This window comes from Kitasatospora sp. NPDC058046 (assembly GCF_042885595.1).
GTDB lineage: Bacteria > Actinomycetota > Actinomycetes > Streptomycetales > Streptomycetaceae > Kitasatospora.
Genome location: NZ_JBHVRS010000004.1, coordinates 474,940 through 494,047 on the forward strand (window position 1 = coordinate 474,940; position 19,108 = coordinate 494,047).

The 19,108-nt window shown below is 74.2% G+C and carries 14 protein-coding genes and 1 tRNA gene; 11 read left to right on the forward strand and 4 right to left on the reverse strand.

Annotation, left to right across the window (positions count from 1 at the left end):
- Nucleotides 1-140 precede the first annotated feature (140 nt).
- Together ACFVU7_RS11985 and ACFVU7_RS11990 are read left to right on the forward strand one after the other, a co-directional pair.
- Complete coding sequence (locus tag ACFVU7_RS11985) at nucleotides 141-1,214, forward strand: ArsA-related P-loop ATPase (RefSeq protein WP_117488530.1); 1,074 nt, start codon at nucleotides 141-143, stop codon at nucleotides 1,212-1,214.
- Nucleotides 1,211-2,380 (forward strand): ArsA family ATPase, encoded by a 1,170-nt coding sequence (locus ACFVU7_RS11990; protein ID WP_388044974.1) that lies wholly within the window; start codon nucleotides 1,211-1,213, stop codon nucleotides 2,378-2,380. Before ACFVU7_RS11985 ends, ACFVU7_RS11990 begins: the two co-directional genes overlap by 4 nt.
- A gap of 111 nt (nucleotides 2,381-2,491) precedes the next feature.
- Here ACFVU7_RS11990 and ACFVU7_RS11995 read toward each other — a convergent pair whose 3' ends face one another.
- Nucleotides 2,492-2,815: a WhiB family transcriptional regulator gene (locus ACFVU7_RS11995; protein ID WP_030240986.1), complete on the reverse strand. Its 324-nt coding sequence runs from the start codon at nucleotides 2,813-2,815 to the stop codon at nucleotides 2,492-2,494.
- A 423-nt stretch (nucleotides 2,816-3,238) separates the two neighbouring features.
- On the opposite strand from ACFVU7_RS11995, the gene ACFVU7_RS12000 reads away from it, so the two are divergent.
- The gene (locus ACFVU7_RS12000) at nucleotides 3,239-5,608 is read left to right on the forward strand and encodes a transglycosylase domain-containing protein (protein WP_388044975.1); all 2,370 of its coding nucleotides are present in this window, start codon (nucleotides 3,239-3,241) and stop codon (nucleotides 5,606-5,608) included.
- Nucleotides 5,609-5,776: 168 nt separating this feature from the next.
- Here ACFVU7_RS12000 and ACFVU7_RS12005 read toward each other — a convergent pair whose 3' ends face one another.
- A complete protein-coding gene (locus ACFVU7_RS12005; RefSeq protein ID WP_049658244.1) occupies nucleotides 5,777-6,229 on the reverse strand; it encodes a GatB/YqeY domain-containing protein in 453 nt (150 codons plus the stop codon).
- A gap of 816 nt (nucleotides 6,230-7,045) precedes the next feature.
- On the opposite strand from ACFVU7_RS12005, the gene ACFVU7_RS12010 reads away from it, so the two are divergent.
- The 4 genes from ACFVU7_RS12010 to ACFVU7_RS12025 all read left to right on the forward strand — a co-directional run bounded on the left by ACFVU7_RS12010 (nucleotide 7,046) and on the right by ACFVU7_RS12025 (nucleotide 10,303).
- Nucleotides 7,046-8,311, forward strand: coding sequence for a helix-turn-helix domain-containing protein (locus tag ACFVU7_RS12010; protein ID WP_255357465.1), 1,266 nt, complete (start codon nucleotides 7,046-7,048; stop codon nucleotides 8,309-8,311).
- 163 nt (nucleotides 8,312-8,474) lie between these two features.
- Nucleotides 8,475-9,185: a CGNR zinc finger domain-containing protein gene (locus tag ACFVU7_RS12015; protein ID WP_388044976.1), complete on the forward strand. Its 711-nt coding sequence runs from the start codon at nucleotides 8,475-8,477 to the stop codon at nucleotides 9,183-9,185.
- Nucleotides 9,185-10,129 carry a metallophosphoesterase gene (locus tag ACFVU7_RS12020; RefSeq protein WP_049658238.1) on the forward strand — a complete coding sequence of 315 codons (945 nt, stop codon included), beginning with the start codon at nucleotides 9,185-9,187 and terminating at the stop codon, nucleotides 10,127-10,129. Before ACFVU7_RS12015 ends, ACFVU7_RS12020 begins: the two co-directional genes overlap by 1 nt.
- A 100-nt stretch (nucleotides 10,130-10,229) precedes the next feature.
- A tRNA-Pro gene (locus ACFVU7_RS12025) sits at nucleotides 10,230-10,303 on the forward strand.
- A 266-nt stretch (nucleotides 10,304-10,569) separates the two neighbouring features.
- Here ACFVU7_RS12025 and ACFVU7_RS12030 read toward each other — a convergent pair.
- On the reverse strand, nucleotides 10,570-13,338 hold the full coding sequence (locus ACFVU7_RS12030; RefSeq protein ID WP_388044977.1) for an AAA family ATPase: 2,769 nt from the start codon (nucleotides 13,336-13,338) through the stop codon (nucleotides 10,570-10,572).
- A gap of 179 nt (nucleotides 13,339-13,517) precedes the next feature.
- On the opposite strand from ACFVU7_RS12030, the gene ACFVU7_RS12035 reads away from it, so the two are divergent.
- From ACFVU7_RS12035 to ACFVU7_RS12050, 4 genes are all read left to right on the forward strand, one after another.
- Nucleotides 13,518-13,895, forward strand: coding sequence for a nuclear transport factor 2 family protein (locus ACFVU7_RS12035; RefSeq protein ID WP_380739122.1), 378 nt, complete (start codon nucleotides 13,518-13,520; stop codon nucleotides 13,893-13,895).
- A gap of 112 nt (nucleotides 13,896-14,007) precedes the next feature.
- Nucleotides 14,008-15,507, forward strand: a complete 1,500-nt coding sequence (locus ACFVU7_RS12040) for an MFS transporter (RefSeq protein ID WP_388044978.1) — start codon at nucleotides 14,008-14,010, stop codon at nucleotides 15,505-15,507.
- A 195-nt stretch (nucleotides 15,508-15,702) separates the two neighbouring features.
- Nucleotides 15,703-17,559 carry a S9 family peptidase gene (locus ACFVU7_RS12045; RefSeq protein ID WP_375877592.1) on the forward strand — a complete coding sequence of 619 codons (1,857 nt, stop codon included), beginning with the start codon at nucleotides 15,703-15,705 and terminating at the stop codon, nucleotides 17,557-17,559.
- The gene (locus tag ACFVU7_RS12050; protein ID WP_388044979.1) at nucleotides 17,556-18,167 is read left to right on the forward strand and encodes a hypothetical protein; all 612 of its coding nucleotides are present in this window, start codon (nucleotides 17,556-17,558) and stop codon (nucleotides 18,165-18,167) included. The genes ACFVU7_RS12045 and ACFVU7_RS12050 overlap by 4 nt, the downstream gene beginning before the upstream one ends.
- 91 nt (nucleotides 18,168-18,258) lie before the next feature.
- Here ACFVU7_RS12050 and ACFVU7_RS12055 read toward each other — a convergent pair whose 3' ends face one another.
- The gene (locus ACFVU7_RS12055; protein ID WP_388044980.1) at nucleotides 18,259-19,038 is read right to left on the reverse strand and encodes an SURF1 family protein; all 780 of its coding nucleotides are present in this window, start codon (nucleotides 19,036-19,038) and stop codon (nucleotides 18,259-18,261) included.
- Nucleotides 19,039-19,108 lie beyond the last annotated feature (70 nt).

The window sequence follows — 19,108 nt, forward strand, 5'->3', positions numbered from 1 at the left end:
AGGGCATGATCCGGCCTGACGGCCCAGGTGCTCCGGGCATCCGGTGCGCTCCCTGGTTACCCTCGCGGGAGGGCACCCTGGCGAGGGGCACCCTCGTCAGGAGGGGACGCCCGTAGGACGGAGACGGACGGAGACGGAGCGTGGCACGCACCCCCGGCCAGGCGGCCCGGCGCGACCCCGACTGGGAGGGCGTCCGGCTGCACGTGGTCAGCGGCAAGGGCGGCACCGGGAAGACCACGCTGGCCGCGGCACTGGCCCTGGCCCTCGCCGCCGACGGCGGACGGGTGCTGCTGATCGAGGTCGAGGGCCGGCAGGGCGTCGCCGAGCTCTTCGGGATCGCCGCGCTCCCGTACGAGGAGCGCCGGATCGCCTCGGTCTCCCGCGCCCAGCTCGGGCTGCCGGCCGCGGAGGGCGGGCCCGGCGAGGTCTTCGCGCTGGCGATCGACACCGAGCTGGCGCTGCTGGAGTACCTGGAGATGTTCTACAAGCTCGGCCGGGCCGGGAAGGCGCTCCAGAAGGTCGGCTTCGTCGACTTCGCCACCACCATCGCGCCCGGCGTACGGGACGTCCTGCTCACCGGCAAGGCCTGCGAGGCGACCAGGCGCAAGGACCCGGACGGCCGGCGGCGCTACGACGCGGTGGTGATGGACGCCCCGCCGACCGGGCGGCTGACCCGGTTCCTGAACGTCAACGCCGAGGTCGCCGGGCTGGCCCGGATCGGCCCGATACACACCCAGGCGCAGGCCGTGATGCGGGTGCTGAAGTCGCCGGAGACCGCGGTGCACCTGGTCACCCTGCTGGAGGAGATGCCGGTGCAGGAGACGGTCGACGGCATCGAGGAGCTGCGCGAGGCGAGGCTCCCGGTGGGCGGGGTGATGGTCAACATGGTCCGGCCGCCGGTGCTGGACGCGGCGGCGGTGGCCGCGGTGGACGGGGACCACCGCGAGGAGGTCGCCCTGGCGCTCGGCGAGGCCGGGCTCGGCGGCCGCACCCGCACCGGGGAGAAGGTCCGGGCGGCGGTGGAGCCGCTGCTCGACCCGCTGCTGGAGCAGGCCAGGGAGCACTCCGAGCGGGTCGAGCTGGAGCGCGCGCAGCGCGCCGACATCCAGCAGCTGCGGCTCCCGACGTACGAACTGCCGCTGCTGGGCGAGGGCGTGGACCTCGGCGGGCTGTACCGGCTGGCGGGCGAACTGAAGCGGCAGGGGGCGGCATGACCTCGAACGGGGTGCGGAGCACCGGACGGCGGCTCGCGGTGGACGAGCTGATCGACGACCCGGGGACCAGGATCATCGTCTGCTGCGGCTCCGGCGGCGTCGGCAAGACCACCACCGCCGCGGCCCTCGGCCTGCGGGCGGCCGAGCGCGGCCGCAAGGTCGTGGTGCTGACCATCGACCCGGCCCGCCGGCTCGCCCAGTCGATGGGCCTGACCGAGCTGGACAACACCCCCCGGGTGGTCAAGGGGGTGAACGGGACCGGCGAGCTCCAGGCCATGATGCTGGACATGAAGCGGACCTTCGACGAGGTCGTGCTGGCCCACGCCGAGCCCGAACGGGCCCGGGCGATCATGGAGAACCCCTTCTACCAGTCCCTGTCGGCCGGTTTCGCCGGCACCCAGGAGTACATGGCGATGGAGAAGCTCGGGCAGCTGCGCGCCGCCGAGGAGTGGGACCTGATCGTCGTGGACACCCCGCCGTCCCGCTCGGCGCTGGACTTCCTGGACGCGCCCAACCGGCTCGGGTCCTTCCTGGACGGCCGGGTGATCCGGATCCTCACCGCCCCGGCCAAGGTCGGCGGCCGCAGCGCGATGCGCTTCCTGAACGCCGGGATGGGCCTGCTCACCGGCACCCTGGGCAAGATCTTCGGCGCCCAGCTGCTCACCGACGTACAGACCTTCGTCAGCGCGATGGACTCGATGTTCGGCGGCTTCCGGGAGCGCGCGGACCGCACGTACCAGCTGCTCAAGGCGCCGGGCACGGCGTTCCTGGTGGTGGCGGCGCCGGAGCGGGACGCGCTGCGCGAGGCGGCGTACTTCGTGGACCGGCTGGCCGCGGACCGGATGCCGCTGGCCGGGCTGGTGCTCAACCGGGTGCACGGCACGGGCGCACCGCAGCTCACCGCGGAACGGGCGCTGGCGGCCGCCGAGGCCCTGGAGGAGAACGGCTCGGAGCACGCCTCGCCCGAGGCCGAGCTGCTCGCGGCCGGGCTGCTGCGGCTGCACGCCGAGCGGATGCAGATCATGGGGCGTGAACGCCGTACCCGCGACCGCTTCGTCTCGGTGTACCCGGACGTGCCGATCGTGGAGGTGCCGGCGCTGCCGGGCGACGTGCACGACCTGGACGGGCTGCGGGCCATCGGGGACCGGCTCAACGGCGCGGTCTAGCCCGCGCGGTCACCGACCCCGGCGGTACAACCCGGCGCGGTCACCGGCCCTGCGCGGCTCGGCCCCCCGTCCGCGGGGCCGACCGGCCCGGGCCGCGTGGTGCGGCCGGGCTCAGCCCGCCTGGGCGTAGTCCGTCAGTATCACCCCGGTCGCGAGGGACTCCTCGTACTCGGTGCGCGCCGTCTCCAGCAGCCTCCGCCACGAGATGACGGTCGGGCGGCGGCGCAGCAGCGCCCGGCGCTCGCGCTCCGTCATCCCGCCCCACACCCCGAACTCCACCCGGTTGTCCAGGGCGTCCGCGAGGCACTCGGTCCGGACGGGGCAGCCGCTGCACACCGCCTTCGCGCGGTTCTGTGCCGCCCCCTGGACGAACAGTTCGTCCGGATCACTCGTGCGGCAGGCGGCCTGCGCACTCCAGTCGTCAACCCAGCCCATGCCGGCGCCGTCCTCTCCCGTATCGAGGCTCCCCCACGGCGGCAACGGCATATTCACCGTTGCCAGTTGAGGACGTTACGGAAGAACGACAGCTTGCAACAGCCCCTTCGGGCTCAATCTCGAATGACCCAATTGGACTATGGGTGGCGATCAGCTCACTCGTTGGAGTGATCGCAGGTCGCACACCTTGCCAAGAGCGGAACCCCCACTCTCGCCACAGGAGTCGTCACTGAGTGCGACCGACCACACCGGCACAGCAGGCCACAGCTGCCTCAAAACCCGGACATCAGCGGGTAATTCGGGCAAGTCTTCTCGCCCACAAGAGTGAACGATGTTGACGCACCGAAGCTGTCGCAAGCTTGTGACAAGCCTAGGCGAACACCTGCCCCGGTGTGCGGGAATCCGCGACGTAGGGTTCTCCCCATGGCACCGAAGCGCCCCCAGGCAACCCAGCCCCCAGGCAACACCGGAGCTCCGCGCGGCCGGACCGGCGGATCCCCGATGGAGCACGCCGGCAACGGCGTGAAGTTCCTGGGCGTCAGCGTGCTCTCCGGAGTCCTGCTGGCAGGCCTCGCCCTGCCCGCCGTCGGCGCCATCGGGCTGACCGCCAAGGACACGGCGGAGAGCTTCGCCAACATCCCCGACGACTTCAAGACCCCGCCGCTCACCCAGGCGACGCAGATCTTCGACGCCAAGGGCGGCCTGATCGCCAAGGTCTACGAGCGCGACCGCACCGTCATCACCGCGGACCAGATGTCGCCGTTCATGCGGCACGCCCAGGTCGACATCGAGGACGCCCGCTTCTACGAGCACGGCGCCGTCGACCTCAAGGGCGTCCTCCGGGCGATCAGCAAGAACGCGGAGAGCGGCACCGCCTCCCAGGGCGCCTCCACGCTGACCCAGCAGTACGTGAAGAACGTCAACGTGGAGAAGGCCGGCGACGACCAGGCGGCCGTCCTGGAGGCCCAGCGCAAGACCCTGGGCCGCAAGATCCAGGAGCTCAAGGTCGCCATCAAGCTGGAGGAGGACCTGAGCAAGGATCAGATCCTCACCAACTACCTCAACATCACCTTCTACGGCCACCAGGCCTACGGGGTCGAGGCCGCCTCCCAGCGCTACTTCAGCAAGAGCAACAAGGACCTCACCGTCGCCGAGGCCGCCACCCTGGCCGGCGTGGTCCAGAACCCGTCGCAGTACGACCCGGTGCGCTACCCCGAGAACACGCTCAAGCGCCGCAACGTCGTGATCGACAAGATGCTGGAGAACAAGCACATCACCGCCGACCAGGCGAAGGAGGCGAAGGCCGCCCCGCTGGGTCTGAAGTACAAGGACCCGCAGAACGGCTGCATCACCGCCCAGGCCGGCATGGGCTTCTTCTGCGACTACGTGCGCCACGTGGTCAAGCAGGACCCGGCCTTCGGCAAGAGCGCCGACGAGCGCAAGAAGCTGTGGAACACCGGCGGCCTGAACATCTACACCACGCTGGACCCGGACAAGCAGGCCGCCGCCCAGAACGCCGTCACCAAGAAGGTCAACGTGACCGACCCGGTGTCGGCCGCCGCGACCATGATGGAGCCGGGCAGCGGCAAGATCCTGGCGATGGCCCAGACCCGCCCGTACGGCCTGGACCCGAACAAGAACCAGACCGTCGTCAACCTCAACGTGGACGCGGCCATGGGCGGCGGCAACGGCTTCCAGACCGGTTCGACCTTCAAGCCGATCCTGGCCGCGGCGGCGCTGGAGTCGGGCATGTCGAACACCCAGGCGTTCCCGTCCGAGAACAAGATCGAGTACCCGCAGATGTCCACCTGCTCGGGCACCTGGAAGAACACCGTCAAGCCCAAGGAGACGGTGAAGAACGAGCAGGACAGCGAGGTCGGGCCGTACCAGCTGAAGGAGGCGATGGCCCGCTCGGTCAACACCTACTTCGTGCAGATGGAGCAGCAGGTCGGCCTCTGCGCGATGAAGCAGATGGCGAACAAGCTGGGCATCACCCAGTCCGCCAAGGGCGACGCCTTCCAGGAGGTGCCCTCGATGGTCCTCGGCACCCTGGAGCTCTCCCCGCTGACCATGGCGAACGTCTACGCGACCTTCGCCGCCCGCGGCAAGTACTGCACCCCGATCGCGATCAACAAGATCACCACGGTCGACGGCAAGGACGTCCCCGTCCCGCAGTCCCAGTGCAGCCAGGCCTTCTCCGAGCAGACCGCCGACTCGCTCAACGCCGTCCTGCTCAACGTCACCGAGAAGGGCACCGCGGCCTCCCTCGGCCTCGACGACGGCCGCAAGATCGCGGGCAAGACCGGTACCACCGACGAGAAGAAGGCCGCCTGGTTCAGCGGCTACACCCCGTCGCTGGCCACCTCGGTCTGGCTCGGCGGCCCGGCCGGCGGCGTCAAGATGAAGAACATCACCATCGGCGGCAAGTACTTCCCCGAGGTCTTCGGCGCCGACGGCCCCGGCCCGATCTGGCAGCTGGCGATGAACCAGGCGCTCAAGGGCACGCCCGTGGAGCCGATCCAGACCGCCAACATCCCGGACCCGCAGCCGGCCACGCCCCCGCCGGGCACCACCCCGCCGGCCACCGACCCGAACGCCCAGCAGCCGCCGGCCGGCAACCCCCCGCCGCCGCAGCAGGGCGGCAACCCGGGCCAGCCCGGCGGGCTGCCCGGCAACCAGGCCGGCGGTCTGCCCGGCGGGCTGCCCGGCGGCTTCCCCGGCGGGTTCACCTTCCCGCCCGGCCCCGGGAACGGGAACGGCGGCCGCCACGGCGGCGGCAACGGGAACGGCTGACCCGCCCTCCCGGCGGGGTGACCCGCGCCGCGGAACATGCCGAAGGGGCGCCCTCCAGTGCGGAGGGCGCCCCTTCGGCGTGCTGCCGGGGCACCAGGGGGCGGGGCCGGGGCCGCCCGGGGTTCGACCCTGGACGGGCCCGGGGCGGGCCCTGGTCTGAGCCGCGGCTCAGACCAGGGCGGCCTTCACGGCGGCGGCGACCCGGCTGCCCTCGGCCAGACCGTCGACCTTGGGCTTCACCAGCTTCATGACGGCGCCCATCGCCTGGGGGCCGGTCGCGCCGCTCTCGGCCACGGCGGCCGCCACGATCGCGGCCAGCTCCTCGTCGGAGAGCTGCTTGGGCAGGTAGCCCGCCAGCACCTCGCCCTCGGCCAGCTCCCGGGCCGCCTGCTCCGTCCGGCCGGCGTTCCCGAAGGCCTCGGCCGCCTCCCGGCGCTTCTTCGCCTCGCGGCCGATCACCTTCAGCACGTCGGCGTCGGACAGCTCGCGCTTCTGCTTGCCCGCCACCTCCTCGCTGGTGACGGCGGACAGCGTGAGCCGGATGGTGGACGAGCGCAGTTCGTCCCGTTCCCTGATGGCAGCCGTGAGGTCCTCGTGCAGCTGCTCCTTGAGCGTTGTCATTTCCTCTTCTTATCCTTCGGCTGTGGGTGGGCTCAACCGGTTTCCCGTGGGCATCCACCGGGGTTTCCGCAGTTGAACGAGTATCCCCGACAAGTACGGCCGACCGTCGCCCGTCGGCGCGCCGCTGCCGCCCCGCTGACGGCTGTGGGCGCGGCGGGGCGGGCGGTAGCCGTCCGACCCGGGAAGCAGCCGGGGAAGCAGCCCGGGAAACGGTCAGGGAAACGGTCCGGCCCGGGAACGGGCGGCGGTCGAGTCCGTGAACAATCGATGCCCCCGGCCGGGAACGGACGACGGGATTCGGCCAAGGTGGCCGATAATGCCCGCACATTCTCGGCCGAAATGCCGAGAACTGCCTGTTCCGGAGCGAAGTTGCCGGTTCCGCAGGGGTACATCGAACACTGCGACCGCTTCGCCGAAAATAGTCCGCGTAGTACACTCGTTCGCGCGTCGCCCGAGCAGCCCGAAGGCGGCGGTCACCTCACCGTCGAATCATCCCCGAATCATCGCCGAAGGCCGCCACGATCAGCCGCGACAAACCGTCACCACGTCCCCGATTCATTATTCCACGGCACTGACACACTGCCGGCCAGGCGCCCTGCAACCCTGACACCTTGCGGCCCGGGCGCCCTGCGGTCCCGGTCCGCGCGGGCGCTCACGCCTGCGCTCCGCCGGACGGCCGACGGCGATCGTTTTTCGGAGTGATTGGCGCCGCAGCACGGCGCACTGATTTCTGACTTTTATTCTGCTCACGACAGCAGGAAGCGCGGGGGAATGGACAACAATCAGCTTCGCTCGATGTTGGTAACCCAACGGAAGATGGTCGGATGGAGCCAGGAGCAATTAGCCGAACACTCCACCGTCAGCGTCCGCACCATTCGTAATCTGGAAACCGGCGCCATCCGGAATCCGCGGCGCAGTTCCGTGGAACTCCTGGTGGGCGCGCTGTTCTCCGCGGCGACCAACCGGGACGACCCCCTGCTCTCCCACGCCGTCCAGGCGGGCGCCCCGGCCGGGCTGCTGCCCGCCCGGCCGGAGCCCGGACCGCCGGTCCGCGTCGCCGAACTCCCGGACAACGCGCGGTGGCAGGGGCTGCGGCCCAAGACGGACGTCACCGTCGGCCGCCAGGCCGACCTGCTGCACGTCGTGACCGCCCTGCGGCCGGGCCGCCCGCTGGTGCTCACCGGACCGGCCGGGGTCGGCAAGACCCGGCTGGCGCTGGACTCCGCCGCCCACCTGCTGGACCGCTTCCGGGACGGCGTCGCGGTCCTGGAGCTCGGCTCGGTCACCCCCGAGGCCGTCGACCCCGCCGCCGCCTCGGCCCAGGCCCAGCGCGCGCTCGACACCCTCCTGCGGGGCGTCGGCCGCGACCCGCGGACCGACCCCGAGCCGCAGCTGCTGCTGGTCGTCGACAACGCCGAGCACGTCATCGACACGGTGGCCCGGCAGGTCAGGGCACTGCTGGCGCGGCACCCGGCGCTCCACATCATGATCACCTCGCTGCGGGCGCCCGCCGGGGTCCCGGCCGACCTGTGGGAGGTGGCGCCGCTGTCGGTCGACCACCCGGACGGCCCTTACGGCTGCCCGCCCGCCGCCGAACTGTTCTGCCGCCGGGTGCACTCGGTCGTCCCGACGCTCGACCTCGGCGACCAGATGCCGCAGGTGGTCGAGCTCTGCCGACGCCTCGGCGGCCTGGCGCTCGCGATCGAGAACGCCGCCGTCCGGATGCGCTCGGTGCCCCTGCACGTCCTGGTGGACGAGTGCCGGGTGCTCCCGATCCTCGGCCAGGAGGAGGTCGGCGGGCTCTCCCACCACCGCTCGCTGCACCGCAGCCTCGCCTGGGCGTACGGGCTCCTCGACGAACGGCAGCGCCGGGCGCTCAGACGGTTCTCCCGGTTCCCCGAGGAGTTCTCCATCGACGACGTCCGGCAGCAGCCGGTCGACGGCGGCCGGGAGCCCTCCCGCAACCTCGACGTGCTGGCCGAGCTGGTCGACTTCTCCGTCGTCCAGGTGAAGCGCGGCCACCAGTACGCGTACCGGGTGCCCCGGATGATGCGCGAGTACGTCAACGCCATCCCGGCCTGAGGGCCGGCCCCGTGCCGCCCGCGCCTGGAGCACTGCTCCTGGCACGGGCGGCACGGGCTTTCTGAGCGCGGGTCAGTTCGCCGCGGTCGACCGCCGCCCCCGCCTGGTAGTCCGCCCTCCCGGCCCGTAACCCTTCATCCCGGTTACACCTATCCTGGGCCGCATGACCGACGCAGCCGACCGCAGCGCCGCCGACGGACCGCCCGCCACCCCGCCCGGGCTGCTCCTCACCACCCCCGGGGGCGGCCGCTTCCACTTCGACCCCGGCGCCCTCTGCCTGGAACTGCTCACCACCGGCGGCCCCGGCCCGTACGCCCGGTACGAGGTGCTGCACCGGCCAGCCGACCTCGCCGCCTGGCTCCCGCCGTCCCGGCTGCGACTGCCCGCCGACGCCGTACGGATCTCCCCCGCCCAGCTCGCCGCCGCCCGCACCCTGCGCGACGCCCTGTGGCGCCTGGCCGCCGCCCGCGCCCACGGCGGCCGGGGCACGCCCGCGGACCACGCCGTCCTCAACCGGGCCGCCGAGCACCCGCCGCTGGTCCCCCGGATCGCCCCCGACGGCACCGCGGCCGCCCCACTGCCCGCCGACGGGGCCCAGCTGGTCTCCACCCTCGCCCGGGACGCCATCGCCCTGCTCACCGGCCCGTACGCGGACCGGGTCCGGGAATGCGGCGCCGACAACTGCCAACTGATCTTCGTCGACACCTCGCGGCCGGGCCGGCGCCGCTGGTGCTCCATGGAGCGCTGCGGCAACCGCCACAAGGTCCGCGCGCTACGCGCCCGCCGGGACTCCGAGGAGGCCCCGCCGACCTCCGCCCCCACCCCCGACTCCGGGCGTACACAGGCTGATCGACCGTCTGAGAGCATGGGCTGATGCGACCGCTGTACTCCGTTCCCCTCGGCATCGCCGCCACCGGCGCCGCCTGTCTCGCCTACTCCGTCGGGTACGAGGTCCGGGCCTTCCGCCTCCGCCGGATCGAGGTCCCCGTCCTCCCGCGCGGCGCCCGCCCGATCCGGGTCCTCCAGGTGTCCGACATCCACATGGTGAGCGGGCAGGGCAAGAAGCAGCGCTGGCTGAAGAGCCTGGCCGGCCTGCGCCCCGACCTGGTGGTCAACACCGGCGACAACCTCTCCGACCCGCTCGGCGTCCCGGCCACCCTCGACGCGCTCGGACCGCTCATGGAGTTCCCCGGCGTCTACGTCTTCGGCTCCAACGACTACTACGGCCCGGCCCGCAAGAACCCGGCCCGCTACCTCCAGGCCATGCGCAGCGGCGCCCACGGCATGAACAACCCCGACGGCACCGCCCGCCGCGGCATCACCGGCGCCGTCCACAACCCCTGGGAGAAGCTCCGCGACGGCTTCGACGCGGCCGGCTGGCTCGACCTCACCAACACCCGCGGCCGGCTCACCGTGAACGGGCTCGACCTGGAGTTCACCGGCCTCGACGACCCGCACATCCGGCGCGACCGCTACAGCGAGGTCGCCGGCGGCCCGTCCCCCGACGCCGACCTCTCCCTCGCCGTCGTCCACGCGCCCTACCTGCGCGTCCTCGACGCCTTCACCGCCGACCGCTACCCGCTGATCCTGGCCGGCCACACCCACGGCGGCCAGCTCTGCATCCCCTTCTACGGCGCCCTGGTCACCAACTGCGACATCGACACCCGCCGGGTCAAGGGCCTCTCCACCCACACCGCCGGCGGCCACCGCTCCCACCTCCACGTCTCGGCCGGCTGCGGCACCAACCGCTACACCCCCGTCCGCTTCGCCTGCCCCCCCGAGGCCACCCTCCTCACCCTCGTCCCGGCAGCCCGCTGACCCCCACCGGACGCCCGCTCGAAACCGGATTTCGTGTCTCGGCGAGCGTCCGGTAGAGTTCTACTCGTCGCGAAGGAGACGGAGCGACAAACCGCAAGACCGGGGTGTGGCGCAGCTTGGTAGCGCGCTTCGTTCGGGACGAAGAGGCCGTGGGTTCAAATCCCGCCACCCCGACCCAGTACAGAGGGCCTGCCGGAGAAATCCGGCAGGCCCTCTGTCGTTGTGCGCGACCGGCCGGGTGACCACTCCTCAGCCGGGTCCGACGCCCGGGTGCCGTCCGCGACCTCCACCGGCCGACCGCAGGCAGGCCCCACCGCGCGCACGACGCCCCGCCCCGGCCGCCGGGCGAGCCGCGCTGCGGGCAAGGCCAACTCCCCGTACGGACAGCGCCGGTGCGTCCGGGGCTCCGCGGCCGCGCCGCCGTCGCCGGGGCCGGGCCGTCAGAGGGCGGTGGGGAGTTCGGTGCGGGAGGTGATGTTGAGCTTGGGGTAGGCCTTGTAGAGGTGGTGGGCGACGGTGCGGGGGCTGAGGAAGAGCTGGGCGGCGATGTCGCGGTTGGTGAGGCCCTGGGCGGCGAGGCGGGCGATCTGGAGTTCCTGGGGGGTGAGGGGGGACTGGGGGGTGCCGGTGGGGGTGGCCGGGGTGGGGGCCGGGGTGCCGGTGGCGGAGAGTTCGGTGCGGGCGCGGGCGGCCCAGGGGTGGGCGGCGAGGCGGTCGAAGGTCTCCAGGGCGGTGCGCAGGTGGGGGCGGGCGTCGGTGCGGCGGCGGGTGCGGCGGAGCCATTCGCCGTAGAGGAGGGCGGTGCGGGCCTGTTCGAAGGGGCGGTGGGCCGTTTCGTGCCGGGAGAGGGCGGCGCGGTAGGTGGTCTCGGCGAGTTCGTCGGGGCCTAGCAGGGCCTGGCAGCGCAGCCGGAGGGCCTCGGCCCAGGGGCGGTCGGCGGCGGCCGTCCAGCGGGCGAAGCGTTCGTAGGCTTCGGCGGCGCGTTCGGGGGTGCCGAGGCGGACGGCGGCCTCGACGAGGTCGGGGACGGCCCGGGTGGCGCTGACGTGGTGGCGGTGCGGGCCGGTGGTGAGGGTGTGCAGCCGGTCGGCGGCGTCGCCGGCGCGGCCCTGGCCGAGGTCGCGCAGGGCGAGCGCCCACTGGGCCCAGGCCTGGCCGGCGGCGGGGGCGGCGGTCTGCGGGCCGGTGGTGGCGAGGGCGGTGGCGGCGAGTTCGGCGCAGTGGTCGGTGCGGCCGTCGAGCGCGGCCAGGTGGGCGAGCAGCGCGGTGAGTTGACTGACCCACTGGTGCTGGCCGGTGTCCCGGGCGAGGCCGAGGCCTTCGGTGGCGGTGAGTTCGGCGTCGCGGTGGCGGCCGTGGAAGAGTTCGGCCTCGGCGAGGAAGAACTGCAGGGTGGGCATCACGCCGACGATGCCCTTGGCGCGGGCCTCGGCGACCAGTTCGGCGGCGAGTTCGGCGGTCTCCTCGTCGCGTCCGAGGACCAGGGTGGCGCCGCACAGCTGGACGAGGTCGACCGGGCTCTCGGCCCCGGCCCGGCGGGCGGCCTCGGCGGCCTCCCGAACGGGCGGCAGCGGGCCGGCGGGCCGGCCGAGCGCGGGCAGGACGGCCGCGGGCAGGTGGCGGGCGAGCGGGGCGAGGGGGTCGTCGGCGGCGAGCGGCAGGACCGCCAGGCGGTCCAGGACGGCGGCCACCGGCTCCTCCCCCGCGTACCAGGCGGCATGGAAGGCCTGGAGCAGCATCCGGGCGGCGTACGGCGGGTCGATGTCGGTACCGGCGGCGTCGAGCAGCAGCCGGTGGGCGGTCGGGTAGGAGCCGCGCCAGAAGTGGGCGGTGGCCCGGACCTGGTCGAGCAGGGCGTGCGCCAGGACGTTGTCGGTACGGCCGGAGGCCTCGTCGGCGAGCGTCTCGGCCCGTACCAACTCGCCTTCCTCGGTGGCGGCTTCGGCGGCCAGGACGAGCCGGCGGGTGGCGCCGTCGCGGTCCGGGGTGAGGCGGGCGGCGCGCTCGTACGCGGCGGCGCCGCCGTGGCCGCCGCGGCGCCCGGCGCGGACGGCGGTGCGCTCCAGCGCGTCGGCGAGGCCGGCGTCAGGGGCGGTGGCGGCGAGGGCGAGGTGCCAGGTGCGGCGGTCGCCGTCCGGCAGCGCGCCGGCGACGGCCCGGTGGACCGCCGTCTTCTGGTGGTGCGGCGCCCGTTGGAGGATCGCGGAGCGCAGCAGCGGGTGCCGGAAGGCGATCCGGCGGTCGGCCGTGACCGTCACCAGGCCGGACGCCTCGGCGGGCGCGAGGTGTTCGGCGGTGACGCCGAGGGCGGCCGCGGCGGGCAGGACGACGTCCAGTGCCCCGCCCTCCTCGGTGGCGGCGACCAGCAGCAGTGTCTGGGTGGCCGCGGGCAGGCCGGTGACCTGGCCGTGGAAGGCGATCAGCAGCCTGCTGGTGAGTGGCAGGCCGCCCGGCGCCGGCGGCTGCGGCCCGGCGGCGACCGGGAGTTCGGTGAGCGCGAGCGGGTTGCCGGCCGCCTCGGCGAGCAGCCGGTCGCGGACGGTGGACGGCAGGTCGGGGCCGACCCGCCGGGCCAGCAGCCGGGTGGCGTCGGCCTCGGACAGGCCGGTCACCTGCCGTTCGGGCAGGCCCAGCGGGCGCTCCGCCGGGCTGCCGCCGGCCCCGGCCGGGCCGCCGGTGCGGGCGGCGAGCAGCAGGGCGACCCCCTCGGCCTGGAGCCTCCGGGCGGCCAGCAGCAGGGCGTCCAGGGAGGCCCGGTCCAGCCACTGCACGTCGTCGATGACGCACAACAGCGGCCGGTCGGCGGCGAGTTCGGCGAGCAGGCCGAGCGTGGCGAGCCCGACCAGCAGCCGGTCGGCGCCCGCCCCATCGCTGCCCGCCCCACCGTCGTCGCCCGTCCGCTCGTCGTCGGAGAGCCCGAACGCCGCTTCCAGCGCCCGCCGTTGCGGGCCCGGCAGGACGTCCAGCCGGTCCAGGCCGGGCGCGAGCAGCAGGCTCAGCCCGGCGTACGGCAGCTCGGCCTCGTACTCGACGCCGGCCGCCCGGACCACCCGGAACGCCTCCCCCGCCCGCGCGACGGCGTCGTCCAGCAGCGCGGTCTTGCCGATGCCGGCCTCGCCCCGGAGCAGCAGCACTCCGCTGCGTCCGGCCCGCGCCCCGTCCAACAGCCCGTCCACGGCGGCCTGTTCGCCTTCCCTCCCGTACAGCATGCCCCGACCCTACCCAGCAGGGCCGCGCACCACTGCCGACCACGGCACCGGTACGCCTCCGCGGAGGCTACGTACCCCCATACCCATACGTGACGGATTCGCCGTCGGCCGCCCGTCCCTACCGTGGTGAGCACCGGGAACGACCCGGCCAACCACACACCGGAACACGGGAGATGACGATGACCGAGATCACCACCGCCGCCCTCCAGCAGCTCGCCGAGCGCTACCTCGCGGTGTGGAACGAGACCGACCCGGCGGCCCGCCGCAAGCTGGTCGACGAGGTGTGGGCCGAGGACGGCCGCTACACCGACCCGCTGGCCGCCGTCACCGGCCGGGACGCGATCGACGCGCTGATCGGCGCCGCCCAGGCCCAGTTCCCGGGGCTGGAGTTCACCCTCGGCCCGGTCGACGCGCACCACGACGTCGCCCGCTTCACCTGGAACCTGGGCCCGACCGGCGCGGAGCCGGTGGTGATCGGCTTCGACGTGCTGGCGGCCACCCCGGACGGCCGGATCGGCGCGGTGTACGGCTTCCTCGACCGCGTGCCGGGCGCCTGACCCCCTCAGACCGCCGCTCCGGCCGAGGGGCGGAGCGCTCCCCACCGCGCCCGCCCCTCGGCACCGGCCGCCGACCCGCTTGAGTCGCCAACCCCCTTGAGAAGAGCCCGAGATGAGCACCTCACTGAACACCCGGCGGCCCACCGAGGCCGAGACAGAGGCAACGGCGCCGACGGCCCCCAAGGGGCTGCTGCCGGTCGTCCTGACCGCCACCTTCATGACCGCCCTCGACATCTTCGTCGTCAACGTCGCCCTCCCCTCCCTCCAGGGCGACCTCGGCGCCGGCCCGGCCGCCGTCCAGTGGGTGATGGCCGGCTTCAGCCTGGCCCTCGCGGCCGGCCTGGTCACCGCCGGCCGCCTCGGCGACCGGTACGGCCGCCGCCGGGTGTTCGGGCTCGGCCTGGCCCTCTTCACCCTCGCCTCCGCCGCCTGCGGCCTCGCCCCCACGGCGGCCGCGCTGGTCGGCGCCCGGGTGGCGCAGGGCCTGTCGGCGGCGCTGATGGGTCCGCAGGTGCTGGCGATCCTGCGGACCGCGTTCAGCGGCGCCGCCCAGGCTCGGGCCTTCGCCCGGTACGGGCTGACCATGGGCGTCGGCGCGGTGTTCGGCCAGCTGATCGGGGGGCTGCTGATCCGCGCGGACCTCTTCGGCCTCGGCTGGCGCAGCTGCTTCCTGATCAACCTGCCGATCGGACTGGCCGCCCTCCCGCTGGTCCGCCGCAGCCTGCCGGAGTCCCGCGCCCCGCAGCGGCCCGGCCTGGACCCGGTGGGCGTGCTGCTGGTCACCACCGCGCTGACCGGCCTGGTGCTGCCGCTGATCCAGGGCCCGCAGCTGCACTGGCCGCTGTGGACCGGGCTCTGCCTGGGCGGCTCGCTCGCCCTGCTGGCCGTCTTCGCCGTGCACCAGCACCGCGCCACCACCGCCGCCGCCACGGCCACCACCGCAACCACCCCGCTGGTCGACACCCGGCTCTTCCGCGACCGCGCCTTCAGCGCCGGCCTGCTCGCCCAACTCGCCTTCTGGCTGGGCCAGGGCTCCTTCTTCCTGGTGCTCGCCCTGCACCTCCAGTTCGGCCGCGGCCTGGACGCGCTGGGCGCCGGACTGGTCTTCACCGCGATCGGCCTGGGCTACCTGATCACCTCCAACACCACCCACCGCGTCACCGCCCGCCTCGGCGAGCGCCGCACCATCGCCCTCGGCGGGCTGCTGATGGCCCTCGGGCTGGGCCTGCTGGCCCTCACCGCGTACGGCGCCGCGGACGGCGGCGTCCGGTGGCTGGCGCCCGGGCTGTTCGTGGACGGCCTCGGCATGGGCCTGGTGATCGCCCCGGTGACCTCGGTGGTCCTGGCCGGCGTCGAGCCGCGGCTGGCCGGCTCCGCGGCCGGGGTGGTGTCCACCGTGCAGCAGGTCGGCGGGGCGCTCGGGATCGCGCTGATCGGCCTGGTCTACTACGGCGCCGGCGACCCGGCCGCCGCCTTCGGCCGCAGCGTCCTGGCCCTGGCGGTGCTGGAGCTGGTGCTCGTGGGCCTGGTCCGGTTCCTGCCGCGCGGAGCACACGGGGCCCCCGGAGCGGCCGAAGCGCACCGAGCGCACGAAGCGCCGCGCGAGGGCTGACCCCGGCATGGCCCCGGCCACCCGCCCCGGCCCCACGGAACCCGGGCCCCGGGCCGGGCGTTCGTGGACGCCCCGGCCACCGCGCACGGCGACACCTGCGCCGGCACCCCGCCGCCACCCCGGCGGCACGGGGCGGGTGGGCCGAAGCCCACCCGCCCGTTCCCTTCCCTCCCCCCGATCGGGTTGGATGGTCGGATGAGCGAGGAGAAGAGCGCCGTACCGGCGTGGGAGCAGCGGTTCAGGGCGGCCCGGGTGTCGCTGCCCGACTGGGCCGAGGACGCCCCCGACCGGTCGCTGTACGTGTCCAACGCGACCGGCACCTACGAGGTCTACGCCTGGGACCGCACCACCGGCGCCCACCGTCGGGTCACCGACCGTCCGAACGGCACCACCGACGCCGAGCTGTCCCCCGACGGCGACTGGGTCTGGTGGTTCGACGACCACGACGGCGACGAGTTCGGCGTCTGGCGCCGCCAGCCGTTCGCGGGCGGCCCCGACGAGGAGGCCGTGCCCGGCCTCGCCGCCTCCTACTCGGCCGGCCTGGCCCTGGGCCGCGACGGCACCGTGGTGGTCGGCCGCTCGACCGACGAGGACGGCACCACCCTGCACCTGCGCCGCCCCGGCGCCGCCGTGCCGGTCGAGGTCTACCGGCACGAGGAGTACGGCGGCATCGGCGACCTCAGCCACGACAGCACCCTGCTCGCCATCGACCACACCGAGCACGGCGACGCGATGCACTCCGCGATCCGGGTCGTGCGCATCACCGCCGACGGCGGCGTCGAGACCGTCGCCGAGCTGGACGAGGTCACCGGCCGGGACGAGCCGCGCGGCGTCGCCTGCCTGGGCTTCGCCCCGGTCGAGGGCGACACCCGCCTGCTGGTCGCCCACCAGCGCACCGGCCGCTGGGAGCCGATGATCTGGGACGTCGCCACCGGCGCCGAGACCGCCCTCCCGCTGCGCGACGAGCAGGGCCGCGAGCTGCCCGGCGACGTCTCCGCGCAGTGGCGCCCCGGCGCCGAGGCACTGCTGGTGGAGCACGAGTACGAGGCGCGCAGCGAGCTGTTCTCGTACGCGCTCGCCGACGGCCGGCTGACCCGCCTGGAGACCCCGCGCGGCACCGTCAGCGGCGCCACCGCCCGTCCGGACGGCACCGTCGAGTACCTGTGGTCCTCCGCCGCCGAGCCCTCCGCCGTCCGCTCCACCGCCGGGACGGTCGTGCTGCGGGCGCCCGGCGCGGTGCCGCCCGGTTCGGTGCCGGTCGAGGACGTCTGGGTGGACGGGCCCGGCGGGCGGGTGCACGCCCTGGTGCAGCGGCCGGCGACGCCCGCGCAGGGCCCGTACCCGACCGTGTTCGAGATCCACGGCGGCCCGACGCACCACGACAGCGACTCCTTCGCCGCCGGTCCGGCCGCCTGGCTGGACCACGGCTTCGCGGTGGTCCGGGTCAACTACCGCGGCTCGACCGGCTACGGCCAGGCCTGGACGGACGCGCTGCACGAGCGGGTCGGCCTGATCGAGCTGGAGGACATCGCGGCGGTCCGCGCCTGGGCCGTCGACAGCGGCCTCGCCGACCCGGCCCGGCTGGTCCTCACCGGCGGCAGCTGGGGCGGCTACCTGACCCTGCTCGGCCTCGGCGTCCAGCCCGACGACTGGGCCCTCGGCCTCGCCGCCGTCCCGGTCGCGGACTACCACACCGCGTACGCCGACGAGATGGAGGCGCTCAAGTCGCTGGACCGCACGCTCTTCGGCGGCACCCCGGAGGAGGTCCCGGAGCGCTTCACCGCCTCCTCGCCGCTGACCTACGTCGAGCGGGTGCGGGTGCCGGTCTACATCAGCGCCGGGGTCAACGACCCGCGCTGCCCGATCCGGCAGATCGACAACTACGTCGAGCGGCTGGAGCGGCTCGGCAAGCCGCACGAGGTGTACCGCTTCGACGCCGGGCACGGCTCGCTGGTGGTGGAGGAGCGGATCAAGCAGCTGCGACTGGAGATCGACTTCGTGCGGCGGCACCTGGGCACGGCCGGGCGTGACGGAGACGGAGGGGCTGCGTGAGACGCCTGCTGATGCTCGCGGGGGTGGCGGTCGCCGGGGCCCTGGTGCTCACCGGCTGCTCGGGCTCACAGCGGAACACCGCGTCCTGCCCGCCCCCGACCGGCCCGCCGGTACCGAGCTCCTCGGCCGTCGCGCCCGCGCCGGCCGTGCCCGCGTCACCGACCGCCGCCGCGACGCCGCCCGCCGGCGCCACACCGCCCGCCACACCGCCCGTCACTCCGCACGCCGGCACCGCGACCAAGGCGGGCGCGGCGGGTCCGGGGGCGGCCGTCGCGCGGGCGGTGTACACGCCGCCCGCGGACGGGGGCGACCCGGTCCAGCTCGCCAAGGGGGGCGGCAAGAGCGGCTCGTCCGGTTCGAAGGGGTCGGGGTCCAAGGGCTCCAAGACCGGTCGCAGCGTGCACCACCACATCGACCACTACGACTCCGACGACCACAACGGCAGCGGCGGCAACGGCAGCGGCCACTGCCACAGCGACCCGACGCCGCTGCCCACCGGCTCGTCGACCCCGACCCAGCCGCTGCTCCCCCCGCAGACGCCGACGCCGACGACGCCCCCGCCGGCGGTCAAGCCGACACCGGCACCGGCCCTGCCGACCAAGCGCTGAGCCGGGGCGGCCGAACGCCGAGCCGGGGCGACCAAGCGCCGAGCTGGAGCGGCCGAGCGCCGAACCGGCGTCGGCGTCAAGGCGCCGCCGGTCAGTCCAGGACCGGGTCCAGCCCGAGGGCCCGGTCCTGCTCCGCCTCCGCCTCCCGGCGCACCAGGCGGTACCACATGAAGACCACGAACCCGCCGAAGACGAACCACTCCAGGGTGTAGCCCAGGTTCTGGAACGCGCGCAGGGTGAGCCCGTCGCCGCCCTGCGGCTGCACGGTCGGTACGGAGGCCAGCCCGGCGGGCGCGTCGTCGGCGGCCACCCAGCCGTCGTACCAGCCGTCGTACTCCAGCACGTTCAGCAGCGAGGCCCGGTTGATCATGCCGAGCTGCCCGGCGGGCAGACCGCCCGCCACCGCGCCGTTGCTGCCCACCGACTCGTTGGCCTGGAGGCGCCCGGTCACCGTCACCTCTCCGCCCGGCGGCGGCCCGGCGGCGGTCGGGTCCCCGGCCGACCAGCCGCGCACCACGGCGACGGCGTGTCCGTCGGCGGTGCGCAGCGGGGTGAGCACGTAGTAGCCCTGCTTGCCGTCCACCACGCGGTTGGGGACGAGCAGTTGGTGCTCGCCGTCGTAGCTGCCGGTCACCGTGACGGTCCTGCCGACGGTTTCCGTGCTCACCTGCGGGGTCGCCTGGTTGAGCAGCGCGTCGATCGGCCGGGCGTCACCCGAAGCGGTGACCGCCTGCTTGGCCTCCTGGTGCGTGGACACCCGGTCCTCGAAGCGGCCGAGCTGCCAGGAACCCAGCCACAGGCAGACCGCCACGGCCGCCACGGCCACGACGGTGCCGCCGAGCCAGCGCGGAGTCAGGAGGAACCGGTACACACCCCCACGGTATCCACTCCTCACACCCGCCCCGTCCCCCGGGCCCCGAACACGGCCGCCTCCGGGCGGT